The sequence below is a fragment of the Planococcus kocurii genome, assembly GCF_001465835.2.
In the GTDB taxonomy this organism is placed as follows: Bacteria; Bacillota; Bacilli; order Bacillales_A; family Planococcaceae; genus Planococcus; species Planococcus kocurii.
In genome coordinates, this window is the sequence record NZ_CP013661.2 from 1,317,389 (window position 1) to 1,339,515 (window position 22,127).

19 protein-coding genes are annotated in these 22,127 nt (G+C 40.8%); 4 read left to right on the forward strand and 15 right to left on the reverse strand.

Translation table 11 applies throughout. The features are described 5' to 3' along the window. Positions 1–102 precede the first annotated feature (102 nt). The 7 genes from AUO94_RS06465 to AUO94_RS06495 form a co-directional block, all read right to left on the reverse strand. Positions 103–771, reverse strand: a complete 669-nt coding sequence (locus AUO94_RS06465; RefSeq protein WP_058386447.1) for an ABC transporter ATP-binding protein — start codon at positions 769–771, stop codon at positions 103–105. Between the two features lie 3 nt (positions 772–774). Next, complete coding sequence (locus tag AUO94_RS06470) at positions 775–1,839, reverse strand: ABC transporter permease (RefSeq protein WP_058386448.1); 1,065 nt, start codon at positions 1,837–1,839, stop codon at positions 775–777. Positions 1,840–2,059: 220 nt separating this feature from the next. Then, positions 2,060–3,016: a siderophore ABC transporter substrate-binding protein gene (locus AUO94_RS06475; RefSeq protein ID WP_058386449.1), complete on the reverse strand. Its 957-nt coding sequence runs from the start codon at positions 3,014–3,016 to the stop codon at positions 2,060–2,062. A 21-nt stretch (positions 3,017–3,037) separates the two neighbouring features. Then, positions 3,038–3,799, reverse strand: a complete 762-nt coding sequence (locus tag AUO94_RS06480) for an iron ABC transporter ATP-binding protein (protein ID WP_058386450.1) — start codon at positions 3,797–3,799, stop codon at positions 3,038–3,040. Beyond that, entirely contained in the window at positions 3,796–4,746 is a 951-nt protein-coding gene (locus AUO94_RS06485; RefSeq protein ID WP_058386451.1) for an iron chelate uptake ABC transporter family permease subunit, read from the reverse strand. Before AUO94_RS06485 ends, AUO94_RS06480 begins: the two co-directional genes overlap by 4 nt. Next, positions 4,739–5,689 (reverse strand): ABC transporter permease, encoded by a 951-nt coding sequence (locus AUO94_RS06490; RefSeq protein WP_058386452.1) that lies wholly within the window; start codon positions 5,687–5,689, stop codon positions 4,739–4,741. Before AUO94_RS06490 ends, AUO94_RS06485 begins: the two co-directional genes overlap by 8 nt. Positions 5,690–5,971: 282 nt before the next feature. Beyond that, positions 5,972–6,835 (reverse strand): DUF6612 family protein, encoded by an 864-nt coding sequence (locus tag AUO94_RS06495; RefSeq protein ID WP_058386453.1) that lies wholly within the window; start codon positions 6,833–6,835, stop codon positions 5,972–5,974. Positions 6,836–7,028: 193 nt separating this feature from the next. Between AUO94_RS06495 and AUO94_RS06500 the strand changes: the two genes are divergently transcribed. Then, positions 7,029–8,747 (forward strand): ABC transporter ATP-binding protein, encoded by a 1,719-nt coding sequence (locus tag AUO94_RS06500; RefSeq protein ID WP_058386454.1) that lies wholly within the window; start codon positions 7,029–7,031, stop codon positions 8,745–8,747. Between the two features lie 52 nt (positions 8,748–8,799). Here the strand turns inward: AUO94_RS06500 and hflX are convergent, their stop codons facing one another. Then, positions 8,800–10,071, reverse strand: a complete 1,272-nt coding sequence (hflX, locus tag AUO94_RS06505) for a GTPase HflX (RefSeq protein ID WP_058386455.1) — start codon at positions 10,069–10,071, stop codon at positions 8,800–8,802. A 78-nt stretch (positions 10,072–10,149) separates the two neighbouring features. Continuing rightward, entirely contained in the window at positions 10,150–10,863 is a 714-nt protein-coding gene (locus AUO94_RS06510) for a VOC family protein (protein ID WP_058386975.1), read from the reverse strand. A 286-nt stretch (positions 10,864–11,149) separates the two neighbouring features. On the opposite strand from AUO94_RS06510, the gene AUO94_RS06515 reads away from it, so the two are divergent. Next, positions 11,150–12,700, forward strand: coding sequence for a BCCT family transporter (locus AUO94_RS06515; RefSeq protein ID WP_058386456.1), 1,551 nt, complete (start codon positions 11,150–11,152; stop codon positions 12,698–12,700). Positions 12,701–12,757: 57 nt separating this feature from the next. Here AUO94_RS06515 and putP read toward each other — a convergent pair whose 3' ends face one another. Continuing rightward, a complete protein-coding gene (gene putP, locus AUO94_RS06520; RefSeq protein ID WP_058386457.1) occupies positions 12,758–14,278 on the reverse strand; it encodes a sodium/proline symporter PutP in 1,521 nt (506 codons plus the stop codon). A 112-nt stretch (positions 14,279–14,390) separates the two neighbouring features. Here putP and AUO94_RS06525 point away from each other — a divergent pair, with 112 nt between their 5' ends. Further along, positions 14,391–14,759 (forward strand): DUF2188 domain-containing protein, encoded by a 369-nt coding sequence (locus tag AUO94_RS06525; protein ID WP_058386458.1) that lies wholly within the window; start codon positions 14,391–14,393, stop codon positions 14,757–14,759. Between the two features lie 36 nt (positions 14,760–14,795). Here the strand turns inward: AUO94_RS06525 and AUO94_RS06530 are convergent, their stop codons facing one another. From AUO94_RS06530 to desA, 3 genes are all read right to left on the reverse strand, one after another. Next, complete coding sequence (locus tag AUO94_RS06530; RefSeq protein WP_058386459.1) at positions 14,796–15,395, reverse strand: response regulator transcription factor; 600 nt, start codon at positions 15,393–15,395, stop codon at positions 14,796–14,798. Continuing rightward, a complete protein-coding gene (locus AUO94_RS06535) occupies positions 15,392–16,528 on the reverse strand; it encodes a sensor histidine kinase (protein ID WP_058386460.1) in 1,137 nt (378 codons plus the stop codon). Before AUO94_RS06535 ends, AUO94_RS06530 begins: the two co-directional genes overlap by 4 nt. 98 nt (positions 16,529–16,626) lie before the next feature. Next, entirely contained in the window at positions 16,627–17,646 is a 1,020-nt protein-coding gene (desA, locus tag AUO94_RS06540) for a Delta(5) desaturase DesA (RefSeq protein WP_058386461.1), read from the reverse strand. Between the two features lie 207 nt (positions 17,647–17,853). Here desA and AUO94_RS06545 point away from each other — a divergent pair, with 207 nt between their 5' ends. After that, a complete protein-coding gene (locus AUO94_RS06545; RefSeq protein WP_058386462.1) occupies positions 17,854–18,084 on the forward strand; it encodes a hypothetical protein in 231 nt (76 codons plus the stop codon). 498 nt (positions 18,085–18,582) lie between these two features. Here the strand turns inward: AUO94_RS06545 and cydC are convergent, their stop codons facing one another. Together cydC and cydD are read right to left on the reverse strand one after the other, a co-directional pair. Further along, complete coding sequence (gene cydC, locus AUO94_RS06550) at positions 18,583–20,289, reverse strand: thiol reductant ABC exporter subunit CydC (RefSeq protein ID WP_058386463.1); 1,707 nt, start codon at positions 20,287–20,289, stop codon at positions 18,583–18,585. Further along, positions 20,286–22,010 carry a thiol reductant ABC exporter subunit CydD gene (cydD, locus tag AUO94_RS06555; protein ID WP_058386464.1) on the reverse strand — a complete coding sequence of 575 codons (1,725 nt, stop codon included), beginning with the start codon at positions 22,008–22,010 and terminating at the stop codon, positions 20,286–20,288. Before cydD ends, cydC begins: the two co-directional genes overlap by 4 nt. Positions 22,011–22,127 lie beyond the last annotated feature (117 nt).

Here is a 22,127-nt window from a genome sequence, read left to right on the forward strand (position 1 = left end):
TCTAGGGATTCCTCTTCTTTTCATGTGGCATTTTTTCTTGACAGTCGAAACAAATGATTACGTCGAATTACTGATGCACGTGCAGTTCGAACATCGTTTAGTTTACTGCAGCTCTAGCACACCATCGACCATTTTATACACCTTATCGCAATAATCAACGAGTCGAATATCATGGGTCACTACAATGGTTGTCGTTTTCTTATTTTTTGTTTCCGCCTTCAATAACTCCATCACTTCATAAGCACGATCAGAATCTAGAGAAGCTGTCGGCTCATCCGCCAAAATGATGGACGGATTACTGTATAAGGCTTTTGCAATGGCCACTCGTTGACGTTCTCCTCCCGACAAATCTGAAGGATACTTACTACGAAGGTCACCAATTCCCAAATCTTTGTAAAGCTGCTCAAGTTGTTCTTTGTTCATATTGTCTTTTTTAACTTTGTCTAATAGCTTTAATTGTTTTTCCACTGTTAGAAACGGCACCAAGTTTGAAGCTTGCAAAATAAAACCTATTTCCTTTAAACGAATTTTGGAAAGCTGTTTTTCATTTAACGAGGAGATATTCGTATCGTTGATTAGAATATCTCCTCCTGTTGGAGATAAAAGACCACCAGCAATCGTCAGAAACGTACTTTTTCCGGAACCCGAAGGCCCAATTACCGCAATCAGTTCTCCTTGTTCTGCTTGAAAATTCGTTTCTTTTAACGCATCCACTTTCTTATGACCTGTACCAAATGATTTTTTTACTCGATTCAATTCTAATACTGCCATGACTCAACCTCCAATCGCTTTTAATGGATCAATTTTCACTATCGTCAACACAGAGAATACAGCTCCTAAAATAGCGACCGCAATGAGTACCACTCCGTAAATCAGCATCGTCGGAATATCAAATGCTACTGGAACGGCACTTGGTAGAAAAGCTCCAGTGAAGAGCGTCAAACCAAGTCCTACCGCGACACCAATCGCTGCCAAAATCGCTGTTTGCGCAATAACTGAACGCGCCAGATAGCCACTCGGAATTCCTTGCGCTTTCATAACACCGAACATACTAATTTTTTGAACCGTCAAGACATAAAGGAATATCGCGACGATTACTGACGAAATGACAAATAAGAAGTAAATCATAAAATTCAACGTTAGACTTTGTTCAGTATATCCAGGAAGACTTTCAATAAAAGTTTCTGTTTCGATTGTTGCCAAGCCGTTCTCATCCGTAGTGGCGGAAATATCTTCTGTCCGTACAACAATCGCACTAATTTGACTGTCGTTTTCTGCTGTTTCACCGAACTTTACAAGCTGAAGTGTTTCTAGGGTGGTATAAAGAACTGGCGCCGCGTTAAAACGCGCCTGGTCTGTAAAACCGACTATCTTCAAAGTTTCTTTTGTTGAAGATAAACTGAGCGTGTCACCCAATTTAAAGCCTTCATCTTTCAGTGCATCTCCTGCAATTACTTCATTAGCATCAGTAAATTCTTCGCCTTCTATCACTTCCGGCATAATAAATTCGTCGCTGTTGATCCCAAAAATAGAGACGCCTGCTTTTAAATCTCCGGTTTGTGCAATGGCATTAAGTTGACCTAAAACAGCTGTCTCATCCGCCTGAATTTCGTCAACTGCATCAATCGAAAGAGACGATTGTGTCAAACTTTGATCCGATTCCTCAGTCAGCACGATAGCGTCCGCATCCCACTTATCGACAGCTTCCCTATTCAAACTTGCTAAGCCATTCGCCAATCCTGATAAGAAAAATACCAAGTATGCAACCAGCATCAAGACACCGATAATCAGTGTAAAGCGCAATTTGTTTTTGATAATTTCGTTCCATGCTAGAAACATGCGATCACTTCCATCTCTTCAATATGTATTCGTCACTAACCTGACTATCTTACTATATCAACTATACAAAACCTATACAAACATCATATACTATAATCCATTTTTTCACTCTTACTTATTCAACAAAAAAAGGCGAACCCGTGACAGGCCCACCTTTTTCTTACCGCAACAATATAATAGGTATTTTGCAGAGACTCTACTAATGATTTCGTTTCTTCAGTTAGTTTTGTTCAAATGCAGACTGCACGTCAGCTACCATTTGAGTAACAGACTGTAATCCCCCACCTGACAAGTACCAGAAATCTGGATCCAAGTAGATGATTTTATCATTTTGATAAGCATTCGTTTTTTGAACCAATTCGTTTTCAAGAGAATCTGCTGCATTGGTTCCATTTCCAACAACTGCATTACGGTCAACAACGAACATCATATCCGGATTTGTTTCTAAAATATATTCGTAAGAAATACTTTGTCCGTGAGTCGAAGCTTCAATGCCTTCATCTGCTTGTTTTACACCGAATACGTCATGGATCAAACCAAAACGTGAAGCTGCGCCATATGCACTTACTTTGCCTTCATTGGCAAGAATGATTAATGCTTTTTCAGCAGAACCACTTACCGTTTCTTTTACTTCTTCTATTTTTGTATCAATCGCTGCAAGTTCTTCAGTGATTTGATCTTCTTTTCCAAAGATTTCTCCAAGAGTCGTCATGTTTTCTTTAAATGATCCCATATAATCTTCTGTATCTACAGCCATATGAATTGTTGGCGCGATTTCAGAAAATTCATCGTACATATCTGCTTGACGACCTGAAATAATGATTAAGTCTGGCTTCATTGCGTTAATCGCTTCAAAATCCGCTTCTTTTAAAGTGCCCACATTTTCGTATTTTTCGGCATCCTCATACTTCTCAAGGTACGCCGGAATATTAGCTTGTGGAACACCTGCAACAGCTTCAATACCTAGTTTGTCCATTGAATCTAGAACACCAAAATCGAATACTACTACTTTTTCAGGATTTTTGTTAAAAGTCGTTTCACCAAGTTCATGAGTCACTGTCATTTCTTCTGATTCTGCAGTCGCTGTGTCAGATTCCGTCGTTTTTTCAGTTGACCCACACGCGGCTAAAAACGCGACCATCATTAATGTTACTGCTGCTACTATCCATTTTTTCATTCTATTTCGAACTCCTCTTTTTTAAGAATTAAAGTACACACAAATCCGGCAATCATTCATCTGCTGAATCGGAATATCCATATCGTAGATTTCTTTTAATGCAGCACTTTGGATAATTTCTTCGGTCGTTCCGTCTTTTACGACACGACCGTTTTTCAGTGCCACGATGCGATCTGAATACACAGAAGCAAAGTTAATATCATGCAACACAATGACCACTGTTTTGCCAAGATCATCGACTAAGCGACGCAAGATTTTCATAATTTGAACAGAATGTTTCATATCCAAGTTATTTAACGGTTCGTCCAATAAGACATAGTCAGTGTCTTGCGCAATCACCATCGCAATAAATGCACGCTGACGCTGACCACCTGACAATTCGTCTAGATAAGAGTTTTCCATTTCTTTCAAATCCATGTAATCAATAGATTGATCAACCATTTTTTCATCCTCATCGTTGAGGCGACCTTTTGAGTAAGGAAAGCGCCCAAAAGAAACAAGCTCGCGAATGGTCAAACGGACATTCATAAAGTTAGATTGCTTTAAGATTGATACACGTTTTGAAAAGTCATTGGATTTCAACTTTTTGGTATTGGTTGAATCAATAAGCACCTCACCGGTATCTGCATCCAACAGGCGACTGACCATTGACAATAACGTGGACTTACCCGCGCCGTTCGGTCCGATAAAGGACGTAATCTGACCGCGTTGGATATCAACAGTAACGTTTTCCACGACCGTTTTTTTCCCGTATAACTTTGTCAATTCGCGAACTTGGATCATTTAGATCGACTCTCCTTTAATAGTAGATAGATGAAATAAATTCCACCGATAAAATTGATAATAACGCTCAATGTTGTATTAAAAGTGAAAATTCGTTCCACTACCCACTGGCCACTAACCAAGGCCACTACACTGATGACAATGGATCCGGTTAACAAGACCGAATGTTTATAGGACGTAAAGAATTGATACGATAAATTTGCGACAATTAAACCAAAAAAGGTAATCGGTCCAACAAGCGCTGTAGCAACCGCAATCAAAACAGCAGACAACACGAGCATTTGCTTTACTAATGCATCGTAATTCACACCCAGATTGATGGCTGTATCACGCCCTAAAGTTAGAACATCTAAAGACGAATTTTGTTTCCAAGCAAAGGCAATCAACAGCGTGATGATGACGAGGGAGGTCCACACCAAATCTGAATTGACGTTATTAAAGCTCGCAAACATTCGGTCTTGGATGATTGAAAATTCGTTCGGGTCAATGAGCACTTGCAAGAATGTGGTAATACTGCTGAAAAAGGTTCCACAAATGATCCCGACCAACAGGAGAAAGTAAATCGGTCGATCATTCTTCTTAAAAAGCAAGCGGTAGAACAACAAGGCGAAGATGACCATGACGGCAATCGACAACAAGAAGTTCACTTGCTTATTGACGATTGTGACATGATCTGAACCAAGGAAAAAGATCAGCACCGTCTGAAGCAACATATACAGTGAATCCAAGCCCATAATACTCGGTGTCAATATCCGGTTATGGGTAATGGTCTGAAAGACAACTGTTGCATAAGCAATCGCGACTCCTGTTAAGACCATGGCAAACACTTTAACACCACGTCTTGGCAGCGCATAATCGAAACTGCCATTCAAGTCTTGAAATAAATATAAACTACAAGCGGCTAAAGCCAAGCCGACAAGTATAAGCATTTTATGTAGATCACGCATACGTTTTCCTCCTAAACAACAAGAAGAGGAAAATAAAGCTTCCAATCACGCCAACCATCAAGCTGATGGAAATCTCGTATGGATAAATTAAGACTCTTCCCAAGATATCGCACACCAGCAAGAAAATTGCGCCAAGCATTGCCGTATGTGGCAATGTTTTTTGTAGATGATCTCCTTTGAAGATCGATACAATGTTCGGAATGATCAACCCAAGAAATGGGATAACCCCTACCGTCAAGACAACCGTCGCTGTAATTAAGGCTACGAGTGTCAATCCGATGTTGACAACACTCCGGTATTTCATCCCTAAGTTTTTAGAGAAATCCTCACCCATACCTGCCACTGTAAAGCGGTTAGCGTACAAATAAGCGATGATAAAAACCGGAACACTGATGTAGAGAAGTTCATAACTTCCTTTCATGACCATCGAAAAGTCACCTTGTAACCAAGCGGACATGTTTTGAATTACATCCGCTCGGTAAGCGAAAAACGTTGTAATCGAAGACAGGATGTTCCCGAACATTAAACCGACTAACGGTATGAATATCGCATCTTTAAATTTGATGCGGTTTAGTATTTGCATAAAAAGAAACGTACCGGCAAGCGCAAAAGCAAAAGCCACTGTCATTTTTTCTAGCATCGTTGCATTTGCAAATAATAGCATCGATACTAGAATCCCAAGCCGTGTGGCGTCTAATGTACCTGCCGTTGTCGGAGACACGAACTTATTGCGGCTTAACTGCTGCATGATGAGTCCTGCCATACTCATCCCTGCACCTGCCAGCAAAATCGCGACCAACCTTGGCAGTCGGCTGATCAAGAATATCTGTGTCTCTTCCGATTGGAAATCAAGCAAATCAGCTACACTGATACTGCTCACTCCGACAAACAAGGAAATGATCGACAGTATGATTAATGTTGGTATTAAGTAACGCTTCTTCACGACTGTCCCTCATCTGTATTCAATAACTAATTATTGATTATTCGGTAGTGATAATCATTATCACTGACTTACGTATTTTAGTATAGCATGCTAGAAAGACGAGTCAATAGTTAATTGAGAATAATTTTCATTTACATAACACAGTATCGAATTATAAAAAATTGTAATTCGGGCAAATATAAAAAGAGCATGCCACTTCGGCATGCTCTTCTGTTCTTATAGAAAATCTTATTGACAGACTGTGTTCTTCTCTAGTAACTTGAAATTTTTGATCTTATTCGATTAACCTGCGATTTCCTGCGCTTGCTCTACTACTTCAGCTGGTACAGTAATGGATTGAATTTCATTGAATCTACTGTAGTCAGCTTGCATATCAGATTTGATGTTCATCATTTCATCTTCAATATTCATGTCCATATCCATTTTCATATCCATGCCTGTCGTTAAAAAGGATTCTTTATCTACATAGATCACATAATTAACAGCATGAATTGTCATGTCTTCTAGTGCCATTTGTGCTTCAAGTTCCATTTGCCCTAACGTTTTCTCTAGTTGTTGATTCATTAATTCGTTAAACTTCTCGCCGGAGGCATCAAGCGTTAAAATGTACTCACCTTCAGTTTGTTTAAATGTGAAATCATCTTTAAACTCCGCTAGTTCTTCAAGCTGTTGAGAAGGATTGACCGTTTGCTGATCAGCGAGTGCTTTTAAATCTTCAATGCTTGCATCCGGCATCTTTAACCAAGTCGCCATCGTTTCTTCGTACATGTACATGCCTTGCTCGGTGAAGTACATTTCCATGCTCATCGGATTGCTGTTGTCGATGTCCTCAGACACAACGGAAGTTTCTGCTTTTTGGTAGAACGCTACCGGATCAATGGTCATATCCATAGAAGAACTCACTGTCATATCCATTTCCATGCCATCGCCCTGCATCGCGATTGTTTGATCGGTTACAATATCTGCATGTACACTCGTAATGTCTTCAGATGCCTCTACTGACTTCTCATAGACCTCTTGTACGGTTAACTTGCTGTCTTCTCCTTTTGTCGTTTCATCACCAGATGCCGGTTCTGCAGTTTCGCTACATGCAGAAAGACCGATAGCTAAAGTAGCTGTAGTCATAAATAAGATCCATTTTTTCAAAATAATCTTCCCCTCTCAAATTATCGTAAGCTTCTCTTCGCTTCACTGACAAACTTCGCTAGATTGTATCTGTTTGTATTTACGAATTAAACTAAAAATAGTTTCATATTTCTTGTTTATCCAATTTCCAGTCGTTTATTTCTTCGACTTCGACTATACTTTTCATTATGAGAAAAAGAAGAGGTGGGATTTTTTGAGATTAAAACAATTTTTCACATATTATAGACCTCATAAGCGGCTGTTTATCATTGATTTTTCTAGCGCTGTTTTTGTTGCTATTTTAGAACTCGCATTTCCAGTGGCTGTTCAGTGGTTTATCGATGACTTGCTGCCGAGTGGTAATTGGGGAACCATCACTACAGTTAGCTTCTTGCTACTTGCGATCTTTTTGTTAAGTACGTTCTTACAGTATATCGTTAGCTATCTCGGTCACAAATTAGGAATCAATATCGAAACAGATATGAGAGAAGAGCTGTTCACTCATGTCCAGCGGCAATCCTTCCGCTTTTTTGACAATACCAAAACTGGTCATATTATGAGCCGTGTCACGAATGATTTGTTCGACATTGGTGAACTTGCCCATCATGGACCTGAAGACTTCTTTATTGCCATCATGACGTTTTTCGGAGCATTTGGTATTATGTTTTGGATTAACCCAAAACTAGCGCTAGTTACACTCATTGTGATTCCGTTTCTAGTCTGGCTTATCACGTTTTGTAACATCAAAATGAACCAAGCTTGGGGCAGTATGTATGGCAAAATCGCGGATGTTAATGGACGTGTAGAAGACAGCGTTTCAGGAGCACGCGTCGTTCAATCTTTTACGAATGAAGAGTTTGAAATCGAACGCTTTAAAACGGATAACGACCGTTTCCGTCTAGCAAAAATGGTTGCTTATAAAGTCATGGCGGCAACACATTCCAGTATATATATGATGACTCGTTTATTAACTTTAGTCGTACTGGTTTACGGGGCATGGCTCAACTTCCAAGGTGAATTATCGTACGGAGAACTTGTCAGTTTCGTGTTGTTCTTGAACGTTTTGATTAAACCTATTGATAAAATTAGCGCATTGTTAGAACTTTATCCGAAAGGTATGGCTGGCTTTAGCCGTTTCCGAGATTTAATTGAACAAGCACCTGACATCAACGACCGGAAAGACGCCGTAGCTGTCAAAAAATTAACTGGAGATATCCGATTCGAAAATGTCTCTTTTGGCTATGACGATCATAAATTGGTCTTGTCAGGAATCGATTTGAACTTACGTGCAGGTGAAACGATCGCATTCGTCGGTCCATCAGGTGCTGGAAAAACGACGATTTGTTCGTTAATCCCTCGTTTCTATGATATCCAACATGGGTCGATTTCGATTGATGGTCTCGATATTCGCGACATGACCAAGCATTCATTGCGTTCACAAATTGGGATTGTTCAACAAGATGTCTTCCTGTTTACTGGAACGATTCGCGAGAACATCGCTTACGGCAAACGTCATGCCAGTGAAGAAGAAATTTTAATCGCTGCAAAAAAAGCGCATTTAGAAGACTTTGTTCGAAAATTACCTCAGGGCTACGATACACAAATCGGAGAACGCGGACTCAAATTATCAGGTGGGCAAAAACAACGTTTAGCCATTGCTCGAATGTTCCTGAAAAATCCACCTATCCTCATTTTGGATGAAGCTACCTCTGCACTTGATACACAAACAGAGCGCGTTATTCAAGAGGCCTTGACTGAACTAGCAGAAAACCGCACAACGTTGATTATCGCCCATCGCCTCGCGACAATACGTGACGCTGATCGGGTCATTGTCGTAACGGAAGACGGTATCGCGGAACAAGGTGAATACGACGAATTGCTCCAAGCTGAGGGCATCTTCGCGAACCTTCACCGCATTCAGTTTCAACAATAAAAAAAGGGCGTCACCAAAAAGTCGTTTGCTGACTTTTGGAGACGCTCTTTTTTTAGTTTCCGACAACAAACTGCTGGTAGCGGTCATAGTCTGCATGACTTAACTCCACTTTAAGTAACGTGCCTTCTTCTTCGTATTCGGTTTCGTGAATATTGGCATGCTCATTAAGATATGCGACGATGTCACCGCGGTCGAACGGAATAACCATTCGACAAGTAACATAATCTGCAAAAATTAGTTTTTTAATAACTTCTAGCAACTCATCTAGACCTTTGCCTTCTTTTGCTGAAATCCATAAACCGTCGCCGTTTGCATTAGGGTAATGAACTCCTGCTAAATCTGCTTTGTTGTAAATATAAAGCGTAGGCACATTTTCTACCCCAACAGCTTGCAAAGTTAAATTCGTTACTTCCATCATATAACGGTGTTCTTCGTTAGAAACATCGACTACGTGCAGCAACAAGTCTGCATTACGGGCTTCCTCCAATGTAGAACGGAACGCTTTTACCAGATGATGTGGCAATTTGCTGACAAAACCAACTGTATCTGTCAGTAAGAAGCTTTTGTTGTCTTCCAAGCGAATTTGCCGAACAGACGTCTCCAACGTAGCGAAAAGCATGTCTTTTTCAAACACTTGCTTTTCTTCGTTTTGTCCCGTTTTTGCTAGCAGTCCATTCATCACTGTTGATTTTCCAGCGTTCGTATAACCGACTAATGAGACGACAGGCACACCTTTTTTGGTGCGCTGCTTGCGTTGTGTCACGCGTTGGTCTCTAATATGCTCGAGTTCTTTATGAAGCTTTGAAATTTGCTCTTCAATTTTCCGGCGATCCAGTTCAAGTTTGGTTTCTCCAGCTCCGCGGTTAGCCACGCCACCACTACTACCGCCACCTTGTCGACCAAGCGACGCACGCAGTCCTACTAAGCGCGGTAGCATGTACTGAAGTTGCGCAAGTTCTACTTGAACCTGTGCTTCACGTGTTTTTGCACGTCGTGAAAAGATATCCAAAATCAGCATAGTACGATCAATCACTTTGCATTCCAAATCCTCTTCTAGATTTCGGATTTGCGATGGTGATAGCTCGTCATTGAAGATGACCAAATTGGCATCTGCCTCTTCATAAAAAGCTTTAATTTCCTCTACCTTTCCGCTTCCGACATAGTGAGAAGGGTTGATACGATCTAAGTTTTGTGTGATTTCCCCGACCACTTCCACATTGCAAGCTTCTGCTAAATTATGAAGCTCGTCCATTCCGTAAACGAAATGAAGATCTTTTTGAAGTTGCACACCAACGATGACTGCTTTTTCTTGTAACTCATCCATTTATATTGTCCTCCTATTTCAGGAAAGGAAAATTCCCATTCGATATCTCTATTTTACCACAGTTTCTTTGCTATCCTCTTACAAGCGAGGTAGCCTGTACTGCCCTTGTTCAAATTCAAACTTATTTACACCCTCTTTAAAACAAACTTTTTCCAGACGTTCTTTTGGATGATTTGTTTTTCTGAATTCAATCAAACAATTATCCAATTGTAAGCTGCCACCTAGAATCGTCTTCCATGCAGTGGTCGCTTTTTCTGTATCCCAAACCCCAAATACACAACGTTCGATCGTCAAGGTTTCGTTTAACGCTTGTATAGATCTGTTATCTCTTAGCTTTTGATAGCGCTGAGCGTCTGTTTTTTGCCATTCGATAAAAAATGGAGCAGGCAATTTATCCGAGACTTGTTCTTTGATGAATAGCATTTTCCATTTGATCAGCTCTCCACTTTCAGTTTGACGTTCGGCTGCCAACACTCCAGAAGTATCCATTCCCTGTTTTCTCAAATCGTCATTTAAAACCTGAATATTATCCGTGCGCAAACAAATTGTTCCAAAACCAACTTGGTCATAGAGCAGTTGGTGCGTAAGCGGATGATCCGCTTGCAGAGCCACTTCTTCTTTTTCGATTGACAGCCACTCAATGTAACAATCTTTCAAATACAAGAGGACATTTTCCGTTCCCCAGTTTAAATGTCGCCCACCTTTTGCTGCATGAATTCCTTTTTCCTGCCAATAGGTTACGGTTTCTTGTGGATTTTCACGAACAAAATGAACAATATGATCTAACTTCATAAAGCACCTCACTTTTTCTGTCGATCTATATACCGTTCGCCAAAGCATACTTAGTCTCCTTTAAACGTTTAAAGAGAGTAGCTGAGGGAAAGGTATATAGAATCATAGAATGCTCTTTACCTGCCCTTTCCCTAAAAGCGCACAATTGCAAACACTGTAAAAATCCGATCACTTTAGAACATCACACCAGCTTACATAGTTAAATTTCAATCAATTTTATTAAAACAAGAGTTTTTACAGTGCGTTTTCGATAGGCTGAGGTATAGAAAAAATTGAGGAGGTTTCGATGAATAAAAAGTTAGTAACAAATCCCGTATTTTTAATATCCACCGCAGTGATCATCGCACTTGTTATTTTAGGTGCAGTTACTCCTGTGAAATTTGAAGAAGTCGCTGGAACTTTATTTAGTTTCACTACCTTAAATTTTGGTTGGTTTTATTTGCTGGCTGTCTTTTTTATCACACTTTTCCTTGTAGCGATCGCATTATCTAAATATGGCCGCATTCGCCTTGGCGCTGATAGCGACCGACCCGAATTCCCTTTTTTCACTTGGATTGGCATGCTATTTTCTGCCGGTTTTGGTGCCGGACTCGTATTTTGGGGAGTTGCCGAACCAATGAGTCATTTTTTCACTACACCATTTGGAAATCAAGCACAAACTCCCGAAGCCGCAAGAATTGCGATGGGCTATTCTTTTTTTCACTGGGGAATTAGCCAGTGGTCAGTATTTGCTATCGTTGGACTTGTTATCGGCTTTTTACAATTCCGTAAAAAAAAGCCAGGTTTAGTTTCTACTGCTCTTGAACCTGTTCTCGGCAGTAAGCCTTTAATTAAGAACTCGATTGATTCTCTTGCAGTTATTGCCACTGTCATGGGAATCGCTACATCTCTTGGCCTCGGTGTCCTTCAAATGAACGGTGGATTGAGTGCTGTGTTTGGTATTGATCATGCTTTTCCTATACAACTCGGCATTATTGCTGTCATGTTCGCGGCTTATACCTTATCTTCTTCTACGGGACTTAAAAAAGGGATCGCTTACTTAAGTAATTTAAACCTTGGACTTGCACTCGTTCTAATGACATTTGTTTTTATCGCTGGACCGACTGTCTTCATTATGGAAACTTTCACGCTAGCGCTAGGTGACTACATTACAAATTTTGTCACTTATAGCTTGCGACTAGAACCTTACGCAGACGGTGACTGGGTACAAGGCTGGACCATTTTTTACTGGGCATGGGCAATTGCGTGGTCCCCGTTTGTCGGTGCATTCGTAGCACGTGTTTCTAGAGGACGGACCATCCGCGAATTTATATTAGGCGTACTCGTCATTCCGCCTGCTATTGCCTGCTTGTGGATCGCAGTTTTTGGTGGTACTGCACTTTGGTATGATTTAAACCAAGGTACAGGGATCGCCGAAGCGGTGAATAACGACTTAACGTCGGCCTTGTTCCAAACTTTTGATGTCTTGCCGCTGACGACCATTATGTCAGTTCTAGCAATTTTGCTGATTTTCACGTTCCTCGTGACTTCTGCTGACTCGGCAACTTATATTTTGGCTTCAATGACAAGTTTCGGTAGCTTGAACCCACCAACAGCGTTCAAGATTGTCTGGGGTGTGTTAATGTCTGCCATTGCTGCAGTGCTTTTGTATGCGGGCGGACTACAAGCTCTTCAAACAGCGTCTCTTATATCGGCCTTGCCATTTACCGTGTTACTCGTGTTAATGCTTTGGTCTTTCACCAAAATCATTCGTTCAGAATCACCACCGATTCAAGAATCTGAATTGCAACGATTCAAACGGATGGAACAAGAAACTAAAAAGCAACACAATAAATAAACAAAAAAGGCGTACAGCTTTTCCCGTAAGGAAATGCTGTACGCCTTTTGATTTTTCTTACTTGTCTTCGTTGATTAATCGAACCGTTTCATCAAACTCTTTCTCAATCTCTGCATCTGGTTTGTAAGTAACGAGACTCACAAGCCATGTCACGAGTAAGCACAAGAAGAAACCAGGAATGATTTCATAAACACTGCCTATGAAATTCGTCATTTCAGTAGCTCCAGGATCTTCTGGTTTTGTACCAACTAATTTCCAAACGATAACTGTTACAGCGCCGACAATCATTCCTGCCAATGCACCTTTTGAAGTTAGCTTGCGCCAGAATAGTGACAACAAAATGATTGGTCCAAAAGCAGCACCAAACCCTGCCCATGCGTAAGCAACTAGATCTAAAATAGTATTATTTTGTTTCCATGCTAGAGCGGCTGCAATGATGGCAATCGCTGCAACAGCAATTCTGCCAAGTGATACATATCCTTTAGCTGATGCTTCTTTTTTAAAGAAAATTTTGTATAAATCTTCAATAAGCGCTGAAGAACTTACGATAAGCTGAGAAGAAATCGTACTCATAACAGCGGCCAAAACTGCAGCTAGTACAAAACCTGCCACTAATGGATGAAACAAAATTTGGCTCAAGTCAAGAAACACAGATTCAGGATCTACTAACGTCGCTGAAGGATTTTGCTGGAAATAAGCAATCCCGATAAGCGCTGTTGCAGTTGCTCCGAGAAGACTGAAAATCATCCAGCTCATCCCAATGCGGCGCGCTACACGAACTTCCTTCAATGTTTTAATCGCCATAAAACGAACAATGATATGGGGTTGACCGAAGTAACCAAGGCCCCAAGCAACTGCAGAAATAACGCCGATTGTCGAAGCGCCAGAAACCAAGCTCAACATATTCGGATCTACCTCGCGAATACTTGCAGCGGTTTCACCAAATCCACCTGTAGCAAAAATACCTACTACTGGTACGGCAATTAGCGCCAGAACCATCATAATTCCTTGTACAAAATCTGTGTAGCTGACCGCCAGAAATCCGCCAAACAAGGTATAGGCGACAACAACAATCGAACCTAAGACAAGCCCTAAATGATAGTCCATTCCGAATGAACTCTGGAAAAATAAGCCTGAAGCTACCATACCAGACGAAACGTAAAATGTGAAAAAGATCAAAATAATAATACCCGAAGCAATTCGTAACAACCGTGATTTATCTTTCAGACGATTCTCCAAAAAGCTTGGGATCGTAATCGAGTCACTAGTAACAAATGAGTAAATTCTGAGACGTGGCGCTACAAAGTACCAGTTTAAAAAGGCACCTACCGTTAGTCCAATAGCAATCCATACCTCAACTAATCCACCTACATAAATGGCACCCGGTAAGCCAAGTAACAGCCATCCAGACATATCCGATGCACCGGCACTAAGTGCGGCTACTGCTGGTCCAAGACCCCTGCCACCAAGCATGTAGTCGGATAAGTTGGCAGTTTTTCGGTAAGCATACCAGCCAATGTATAGCATGGCACCTAGATAAACAGATAAAGCAATGATTTGATAAGTTGCATCTGTCATTTTATCCCCTCCTTATTTAACAGTGTAACATTATTGTCACTTATTAAAAGTCCTCTTTTTCGGTTTTGCAGCAAATTCAAGGGGGAATCACAAGGACAAGGAGGCGATTTTAATGCCGTGGAACGAAGATAATTATCCAGAATCATTTAAAAATCTTGATAGTGCTGTTCGTCATAAAGCAATAGAAATTGCCAATGCACTGCTTCGCGATGGTTACACAGAAGGTCGCGCGATTCCAATTGCCTTAGACCAAGCCAAAAAAACTGAAATGGGCGCTGAAGAACGACCTGTCTACGAAATCAAAAAACATGAAGATGGTTGGCAATTAAAGAAAAAAGACAGTAAAAGAGCGATTCTGATTGAAGAAACGAAAGATAGTCTAATGGGAGAAGCAAAGCGCTATGTTACAAAAAATCACGGAGAACTTCACATCTATGCAGCAGACGGATCACTGTCTGAAACTCTGTACGAATCATCCTAAAACAGTAAAAAGCCGCTGTCGACTGACAGCAGCTTTTTACTTGAACCAGCCTTTCTCTTTAAGCCGTGAAATGGCTTCAATTCGATTTCCTACTTCTAACTTGTCCAATATTGTTGAAATGTAATTCCGTACAGTACCTGTTGTAATGAACAGCTCTTTAGCAATTTCTTTTGTACTACGTCCTTCAGCAATCAATTCCATCACCTGTTTTTCCCGATCAGTCAATGGGTTTTCGTCAGCATAAGCTAAGTCCACTAGTTCAGGAGCATAAATTCTGCGGCCATCCATAATTGTTCGAATGGATGTGGCCAAGTCTTCACTTGGACTATCTTTTAGCAAATAACCGCTAACTCCAGCTTTTCTAGCACGTTCAAAATAGCCTGAACGTGCAAATGTAGTCAAAATAATAATTTTACACGGCTTGTCTTTTAAAATTTCCGCTGCATCCAATCCGCTTTTCAATGGCATTTCAATATCCATGATGCAAATTTCTGGTTGCAGTTTTTCCACAAGCTCGATTGCCTCTTCTCCATTCGATGCTTTACCGACCACTTCCATGTCCTCTTCTAAATCCAACAGTGACCCTAAAGCCCCGAGCATCATTCGCTGATCTTCAGCTAATACGATTCGAATCATTTTACTGCCTCCTTTGAACTATAAAGAATTACGTTCGGCACCCGGATGTTCAAGGTCGTGCCTTCCATCACTTTAATTCCTACCGAACCATTTACAAACTCCAATCGTTCGCGCATACCAGCCAATCCGTTTCCTTGCAGAGAAGTATTTCCTTCTGGAAATCCTTGTCCGTCATCTTGCACTTGCACCAGAATTTCTTCGGGATTTTGCTTGATCAATACGCTGCAACGCGCTGCACCACTATGCTTCACGACATTCGTCACTGCTTCTTTTAAGCACATACTTAGAACATTTTCTACTAACAAGGGGGTGTTCGTCAGCTGCGGTGAACCGTAGAACACAAAATCAATTTCAGCAGCTTTTAAAATTTGCTGCACCCGCAAAATTTCTTCATCCAGTTTGGTGCCTCGCATATTAGACACTAACTCACGCACTTCTTTTAAAGCTGTACGTGCTGTTTGTCGAACATCGTTTATTTCATTTAAAGCAGACTCTGGATTCCGGTAAATCAATTTACCTGCTAAATCACTTTTCAAGCCAATTAAAGATAATTTTTGCCCCAACGTATCATGCAAATCACGAGCAATTCGTTCACGTTCTTCGATAATCACCAGTTGAGAAATTCGTTTGTTCGCATCTTCTAGCTGACCTTCTAATTTTTCTCGTTTGTTTCGGTTATACGTATTAAACGGCAATAAAATAACACCTAGTACACTAAGCACAATAAATGGTAGCTGAGAGATATACAATTCACTATGGTCAAAAAAGCCAAATACAATAGCTGCAATTGTCATGCCAATATGAAGGCCATAAATAATGAAAAATCCTACTTTATTGCGTAAATTACCGATAAAAAAGGCCACAAAAATAGACAGATATACATACCCAAACAAGAAAATCATTCCAATATTAATCGCCATTTCAAAACTTACCCAAACATACACAAAGCCAGTTCTTGAATTAAAAGACAACCGGTACGCAAGGAAAAACAACAACAAGAGCAAAATACCGAAAATAATTTCAGGTAATGAGGAAGATCGAAAGATAAAGAAGAATGGCAAAATACAAAAGATCACCCAAGCATAGAGACTCAGCCAAGGATTTTTAGGGAATATTTGATACCAGCTTTGCATAAGGGCCTCCTGTTCATTTCTATGTGATTTCATCATAGCAAATAATAAGCAAAAGAAAAAACCATTCCGCTAAGAATGGTTTTTTTCTAGTTACTTTCTTATTGTTCAGCCGTTTTCGAATCAGCTAACAAGTGCTTGATTTCACCAAATGTAACGAATGTTTTATTTGGTGCATCGTACAATTTGTAGCTCAATGATTTAAGACTAGATTTAATATCAATTGTTGTTGCCTGTTGAAGTGGCGGTGTCGATTCATGTGCTTTTTCCAAGTTATAGTTTGGAACTCGAGGGCTCAAGTGATGCACATGGTGGAAGCCGATGTTGCCAGTTACCCACTGCAATACTTTTGGAAGTTGGTAATACGAGCTTCCTTCGATGGCTGCTTTAACGTAATCCCACTCATTTTCGTCTTCAAAGTATGAATCCTCAAATGTGTGTTGAACATAGAATAACCAAATTCCAAGTGCTCCTGCAATGAACATCGTTGTTCCTTGCACGATTACAAATGCCTGCCAACCAATTGCTAAGATTAACAACGTATAAATGACCACAAGTGAAATGTTGATCAAATACGTATTGTTGCGTTCTTTTTTGCGTGCATCTTTACGATTAAAACGACTTGAAATTAAGACTAAGAATAATGGTCCAAATCCGAACATAACCAAAGGATTACGATACATACGGTATTTAAAACGTTCCCATTTTGAAGCTTCTACATATTCTTCAATCGTCATAACCCAAATGTCGCCGACTCCGCGCTTATCAAGATTACCACTTGAAGCATGGTGAATCGAATGTTCTCGTTTCCACTTTTCATAAGCGAAAAGCGTCATGATCCCTGTTAGCGTACCAACAACGGCATTTGCTTTTTTGTTTTTGAAGAACGATCCGTGTGTGCAATCATGGAAAATGATAAACGTACGGATGACAAATGCTGCAGCTACTGCTGACAATGCAATTGTTAGCCAAATTGAGACATCAAGTGCTTGGTAAGCCAAGAACCATGCCAAGATAAAAGGTGGAATTGTATTTAATAATTGTCTAACACTCGATTTTACATCTGCTTTTTCGAAAGGGGCAACAAATTTGCGTAACTGTGCTGTTTTTTCTCTGCTCATGTTTTCAAATTCCTCCTTAAACGGACTTTTTCGGTCCGGATAACTTATTAATCTTATCTTAACTGGAAATCCTCGGGCGAATAAGACACAAACGTCTATATTTCTATATGACAGTTGTCATGTATTTTAAGAAATCTACTCTTTTAAAATTACAAGCGATATGTGTATACTATAAATAGACAGAAAAATCAGAACGGAGTGAAGCATATGACTGGACTAGTCGCCGTCATTATGGTCTTTTCGATTCCACTGGCAGGTATTATTACTTCTCACCTTCAAACACAAACGAAGCTTAAAGGGAAAATGATCAGTGAGCAATTAGAGTTAGAAAAACTAAAGCATGAAAACTTCGTTATTGAAACACAGAAAATGCGGCTTGAGCTTGAACAAATGAAGTTAGAAGATACCAAAAAAGATAATAACCTGTTATTAAAATAGCAAGCGTGAAAAAGACGAAGCTTTTTCATTAGCCTCTAAAAAATGCAATCTTCGGAACGCTCGATTGCACTCGATAGAACCAAACACATTTTCTCCGTTAATTTTGCATATGCCGTGGATTTGCGTCATCCTTTCATCTTAAAGAGCTGCTTTAATCTTGCTTTCATTTTAGAGCCACGGACGATTTTTTGTATTTTTTCAGATTCAAAATGGCTAAACGACCCTTCCTAAGGAAATAGCACGTGGTGCAACCGGCTGAGGCTGTGCTCGCAGAAAGCGTTCGTCTTGGTGGACATCAGCCTGTTCTTTAACATGCAAAAGAGGCTACACTCAACAGGTCTTTTTGATGACCTGTTGAGTGTAGCCTCTTTTGTTCGTCTCTATTAAAACTCCACACCCAGATTCTCGGGTCATAAGCCTACCCGGCTGTGTGGCAAAGAGCGCCACACTGCCGGTCTGTCTTATGCCTGTCGAATCTACACGGGCGCTTGCGCTTTTCTATGCAAATACGCTGTTTTCTATTTGTTTTAATTGATAGAAATAAGCTTTTCTTTCCATCAGTTCTTGGTAGGTTCCACTTTCCTGGATACGCCCATTTTCCATAACGATAATCTGATCCATTTGTTCGAGTCCCGCCAAGTCATGACTAATAATGACGAACAAATCTTTGTCCCCTTGTCGGAATAGTTCTTGGTAAATGGCGTGAGCTGTTAAGTTATCGACGGAAGAAACTGGTTCATCAAGAAGCCACAGTGATTTGCCTCTTAGGATTGCCCGTGCAATAGCCAGTCGTTGCTTTTGTCCACCAGACAAATTCTGCCCCTTTTCTTCTACTGTCGTTGTCAAAGGAAACAATTCTAACTGAACTCTAGCCAATGCTTTTTTCATCTGCTCATCGCTTGCCAATGGATTGGCAAGCAATAAGTTGCTACGAATTGTGCCGTAAAAGAAATGATTTTCCTGCAATACGATATTCATTTCCTGCCAAACAGTTTCTTGTTCAAGCATCTCTACTGGCTTTCCACCGATTGACAATTGACCTTGTTCAACAGGAAAAACATTCAGTAGTAATTGCAAAAGCGTTGACTTACCTGAACCACTTGGCCCGACAATCGCTGTTTTCGTGCCTGGCTTTAAATGGAGTGAGACATCATCAATCGCTAAGCTTTTTTCCCCAGGATAGCTAAAAGAAGCTCCCGTAAGTTTAATATCAAGCGGTCCGCTCGGAATTCCCTCTGCTCCTTGTAGCACGGCGTCCTCAGAAACAACTTCTTGTAATCTTACTGCAGCTTTTCGGCTTTCTTCAAAATAAGTAGGAAACGCGGCCATAGGTGCTACGTTTTCAAAAGCGGCAATGGAAATCATCACGAGCATGGCCAAGTACAAGCCATTTAATTCACCTGCTGCTACAAAATACGCACCAACAGCTAACACAAAAAACGACACTAGTAATGCCACAAGCGCATTACTAGACTGCGCTAGGTTTTCCTCTAAGCCTTCTCTCCGCTGACCTTCGTTATATTGAGCCGCATCACTTTTCAACTGTTGCTCTTTTACACCAAGCTGCTGATAGATTTTCAGATCACGAAACCCATAAAGAAACTCCGTAGCTTCGATGGCTAAATTTCCTCGTTGTACTCTGACTTGTCCATCTGTACGACGCTTTCTACTAGAGAAAAGCGCTGGCACTGCCACAATTGTTAGCAGCATTCCGACCACCATCACACTAGCAATTCCCATAGAGAAAAACGCACTAAAGAAAATGGTGCTTAAAAAGACGATACCTAATACGACTGGCGGATAAAAAACGCGCAGCAGAAAGTTCTGTAGGCTTTCAACATCCCCAACAATTCGGGACAGCAAATCCCCACTCCGGTACTTACCAAATATTCCGGGAGCGAGTGGCGACAAACGTTCAAAAAATGACACTCTTAAGTGGCTTAGCATGGTAAAGGTTGCTCGGTGAGAATACAAACGCTCCCCATAACGACTCAACGCTGAAGCAAAGCCGAACAGTTTCAGACATGCTGCCATAACAACGAGTGTCGTCATCTGCGAGGTCAATGCCGCCTTCGAAATCAAATACCCACTTGAACCCATCAATGCTACGCTAGCAATTCCTGCTAAAAATCCGAAGGAAATCGCAATCGAGACATCCTTCTTCTCGATAAATGTTAGTTTTAGAATATGTTTTAATTCATTCATCGCTGGCTACCTCCCTGCTGCGCTGCGAGCATCTCTTCGTAAGGGCTATAGTTTTGCAGCAGTTCGTCGTGGCTTCCTGCAGCATCCAGATTTCCATTATCTAAGAAGAAAATCAGATCGGCTTGTTTAATCGTATGGAGTCGGTGCGCAACTGTAATAACGGTTGACGTCTTTTGCAACTCGCGAAGCGACTCTTGCAAAATTTGTTCCGTACGCAAATCCAGACCGGTCGTCGGCTCATCAAATAAAATAAGAGACGGTTTTTTTAGAAAGGCACGAGCCAGCGCAATCCGCTGTTTCTCTCCTCCCGACAAGCCACGTCCTGCTTCTCCGATTAACGTTTCAAAGCCCTGCTCAAGTGCGAAAATCATCTCTGCGATTCCAGCCTTTTTAGCTGCTGCAAGTACTTCTTCGTCGCTGACTTTCCGATTGGCTCCTATCTCCATGTTCTCTCGGATTGTCCCCGCAAAAAGATACGGATTTTGCGAGATATAACTTAATTGATCAAACCATGATTTTTCGCTAATAGCCTCTCTTGGAATGCCGTTAACAATCAGTTCGCCTTCGGTTTGCGGCAACAATCCAGCAAGTAACTGCATGAGTGTCGTTTTTCCTGAACCGCTCTTGCCGACAATCGCAACTTGGCTATAAGGCGGAATTTCTGCGCGCAGTGGATTCAAAGCAAAGCCCTCTCCGTATCGAAAAGACAATCCCTCTAATGACAAATGAGGCGGTTCTTGTGCCAGAACTTCATCTCCCCATATCAATACAGAATGTTTTTTCTCAAGCTCAGCACTTAATTGATTGGCTGCTGATACACTGCCACGTGCTGTATGAAAAGCACTACCAAAATCCTTTAACAAATTAAAAAAATCTGGCACTAAAATTAAGATAAAGAACGCTGTGAAAAAGCTAATACTGTCAAACACAACAAGACGCAAGCCAATTTCTAATGCGATTATGCCAATACTCAACATCGAAATATACTCCAGCATTAAAGAAGAAAGAAATGCAGACTTCAACACGTCCATCGTGGAGTCACGGAAACTCAGACTACTTTTTCGAATTTCTTGCTGTTGTGTTTCAGCTTGACCAAATAACTTAAGCGTCGAAAGACCTTGCAGAATATCCAAAAAAGTACCAGAAAACCGGTTAAGCTGTTCCATTTTTTCGTCCGCTTTCTTCTTCGTTCCTTTTCCGACCATTGCCATGAATACAGGAATAAACGGTGCCGTAATTAAAATGATGACACCTGTTGTCCAGTTTTGAGTAAAAATAACCCCTAACAACAGTAGGGGAATGATATATGTTTGCATGAGTTGCGGAATGTATTTACTGAAAAAGCCATCTACTTCGTCTACTGAGTCCATTAGCAAGCTAACTTTTTGACCAGACTGACCTTGAGCCGCAGACAATAACGGATTTTCAGCAAAAGACTTTATCAGATCTTTTCGAAATTCACTTTTTACATCAGCAGCGAGATCGACTCCTGCCCTGCCAATTGCATAACCCGCTCCTGCACGCAATAAAATCGCTACAAACAAGCCACCAAACAATGGAAATAAGCTCTCAAAAGCAGCATTTTGAAGAAAAACACGATCTGCAATGAAAACGAAAAAGAAAGCTTGTCCAATTGTAGCAATGCCTTTTAAAAGCGATGCCACTACCAGAAAAACCATTTTATTTTTTCGTTGAAATGCCAGTCGTTTTAAATCATTCATGCCATTCGCCCCTCTACTTTATCTCCTTCTATTATAAGGCATCCTTACCCGAAACCCTCGTCAGTTGCCCATGATAACTGGATTTCTGAAGACCTTTGTTACAGTGCTGTTCACAAA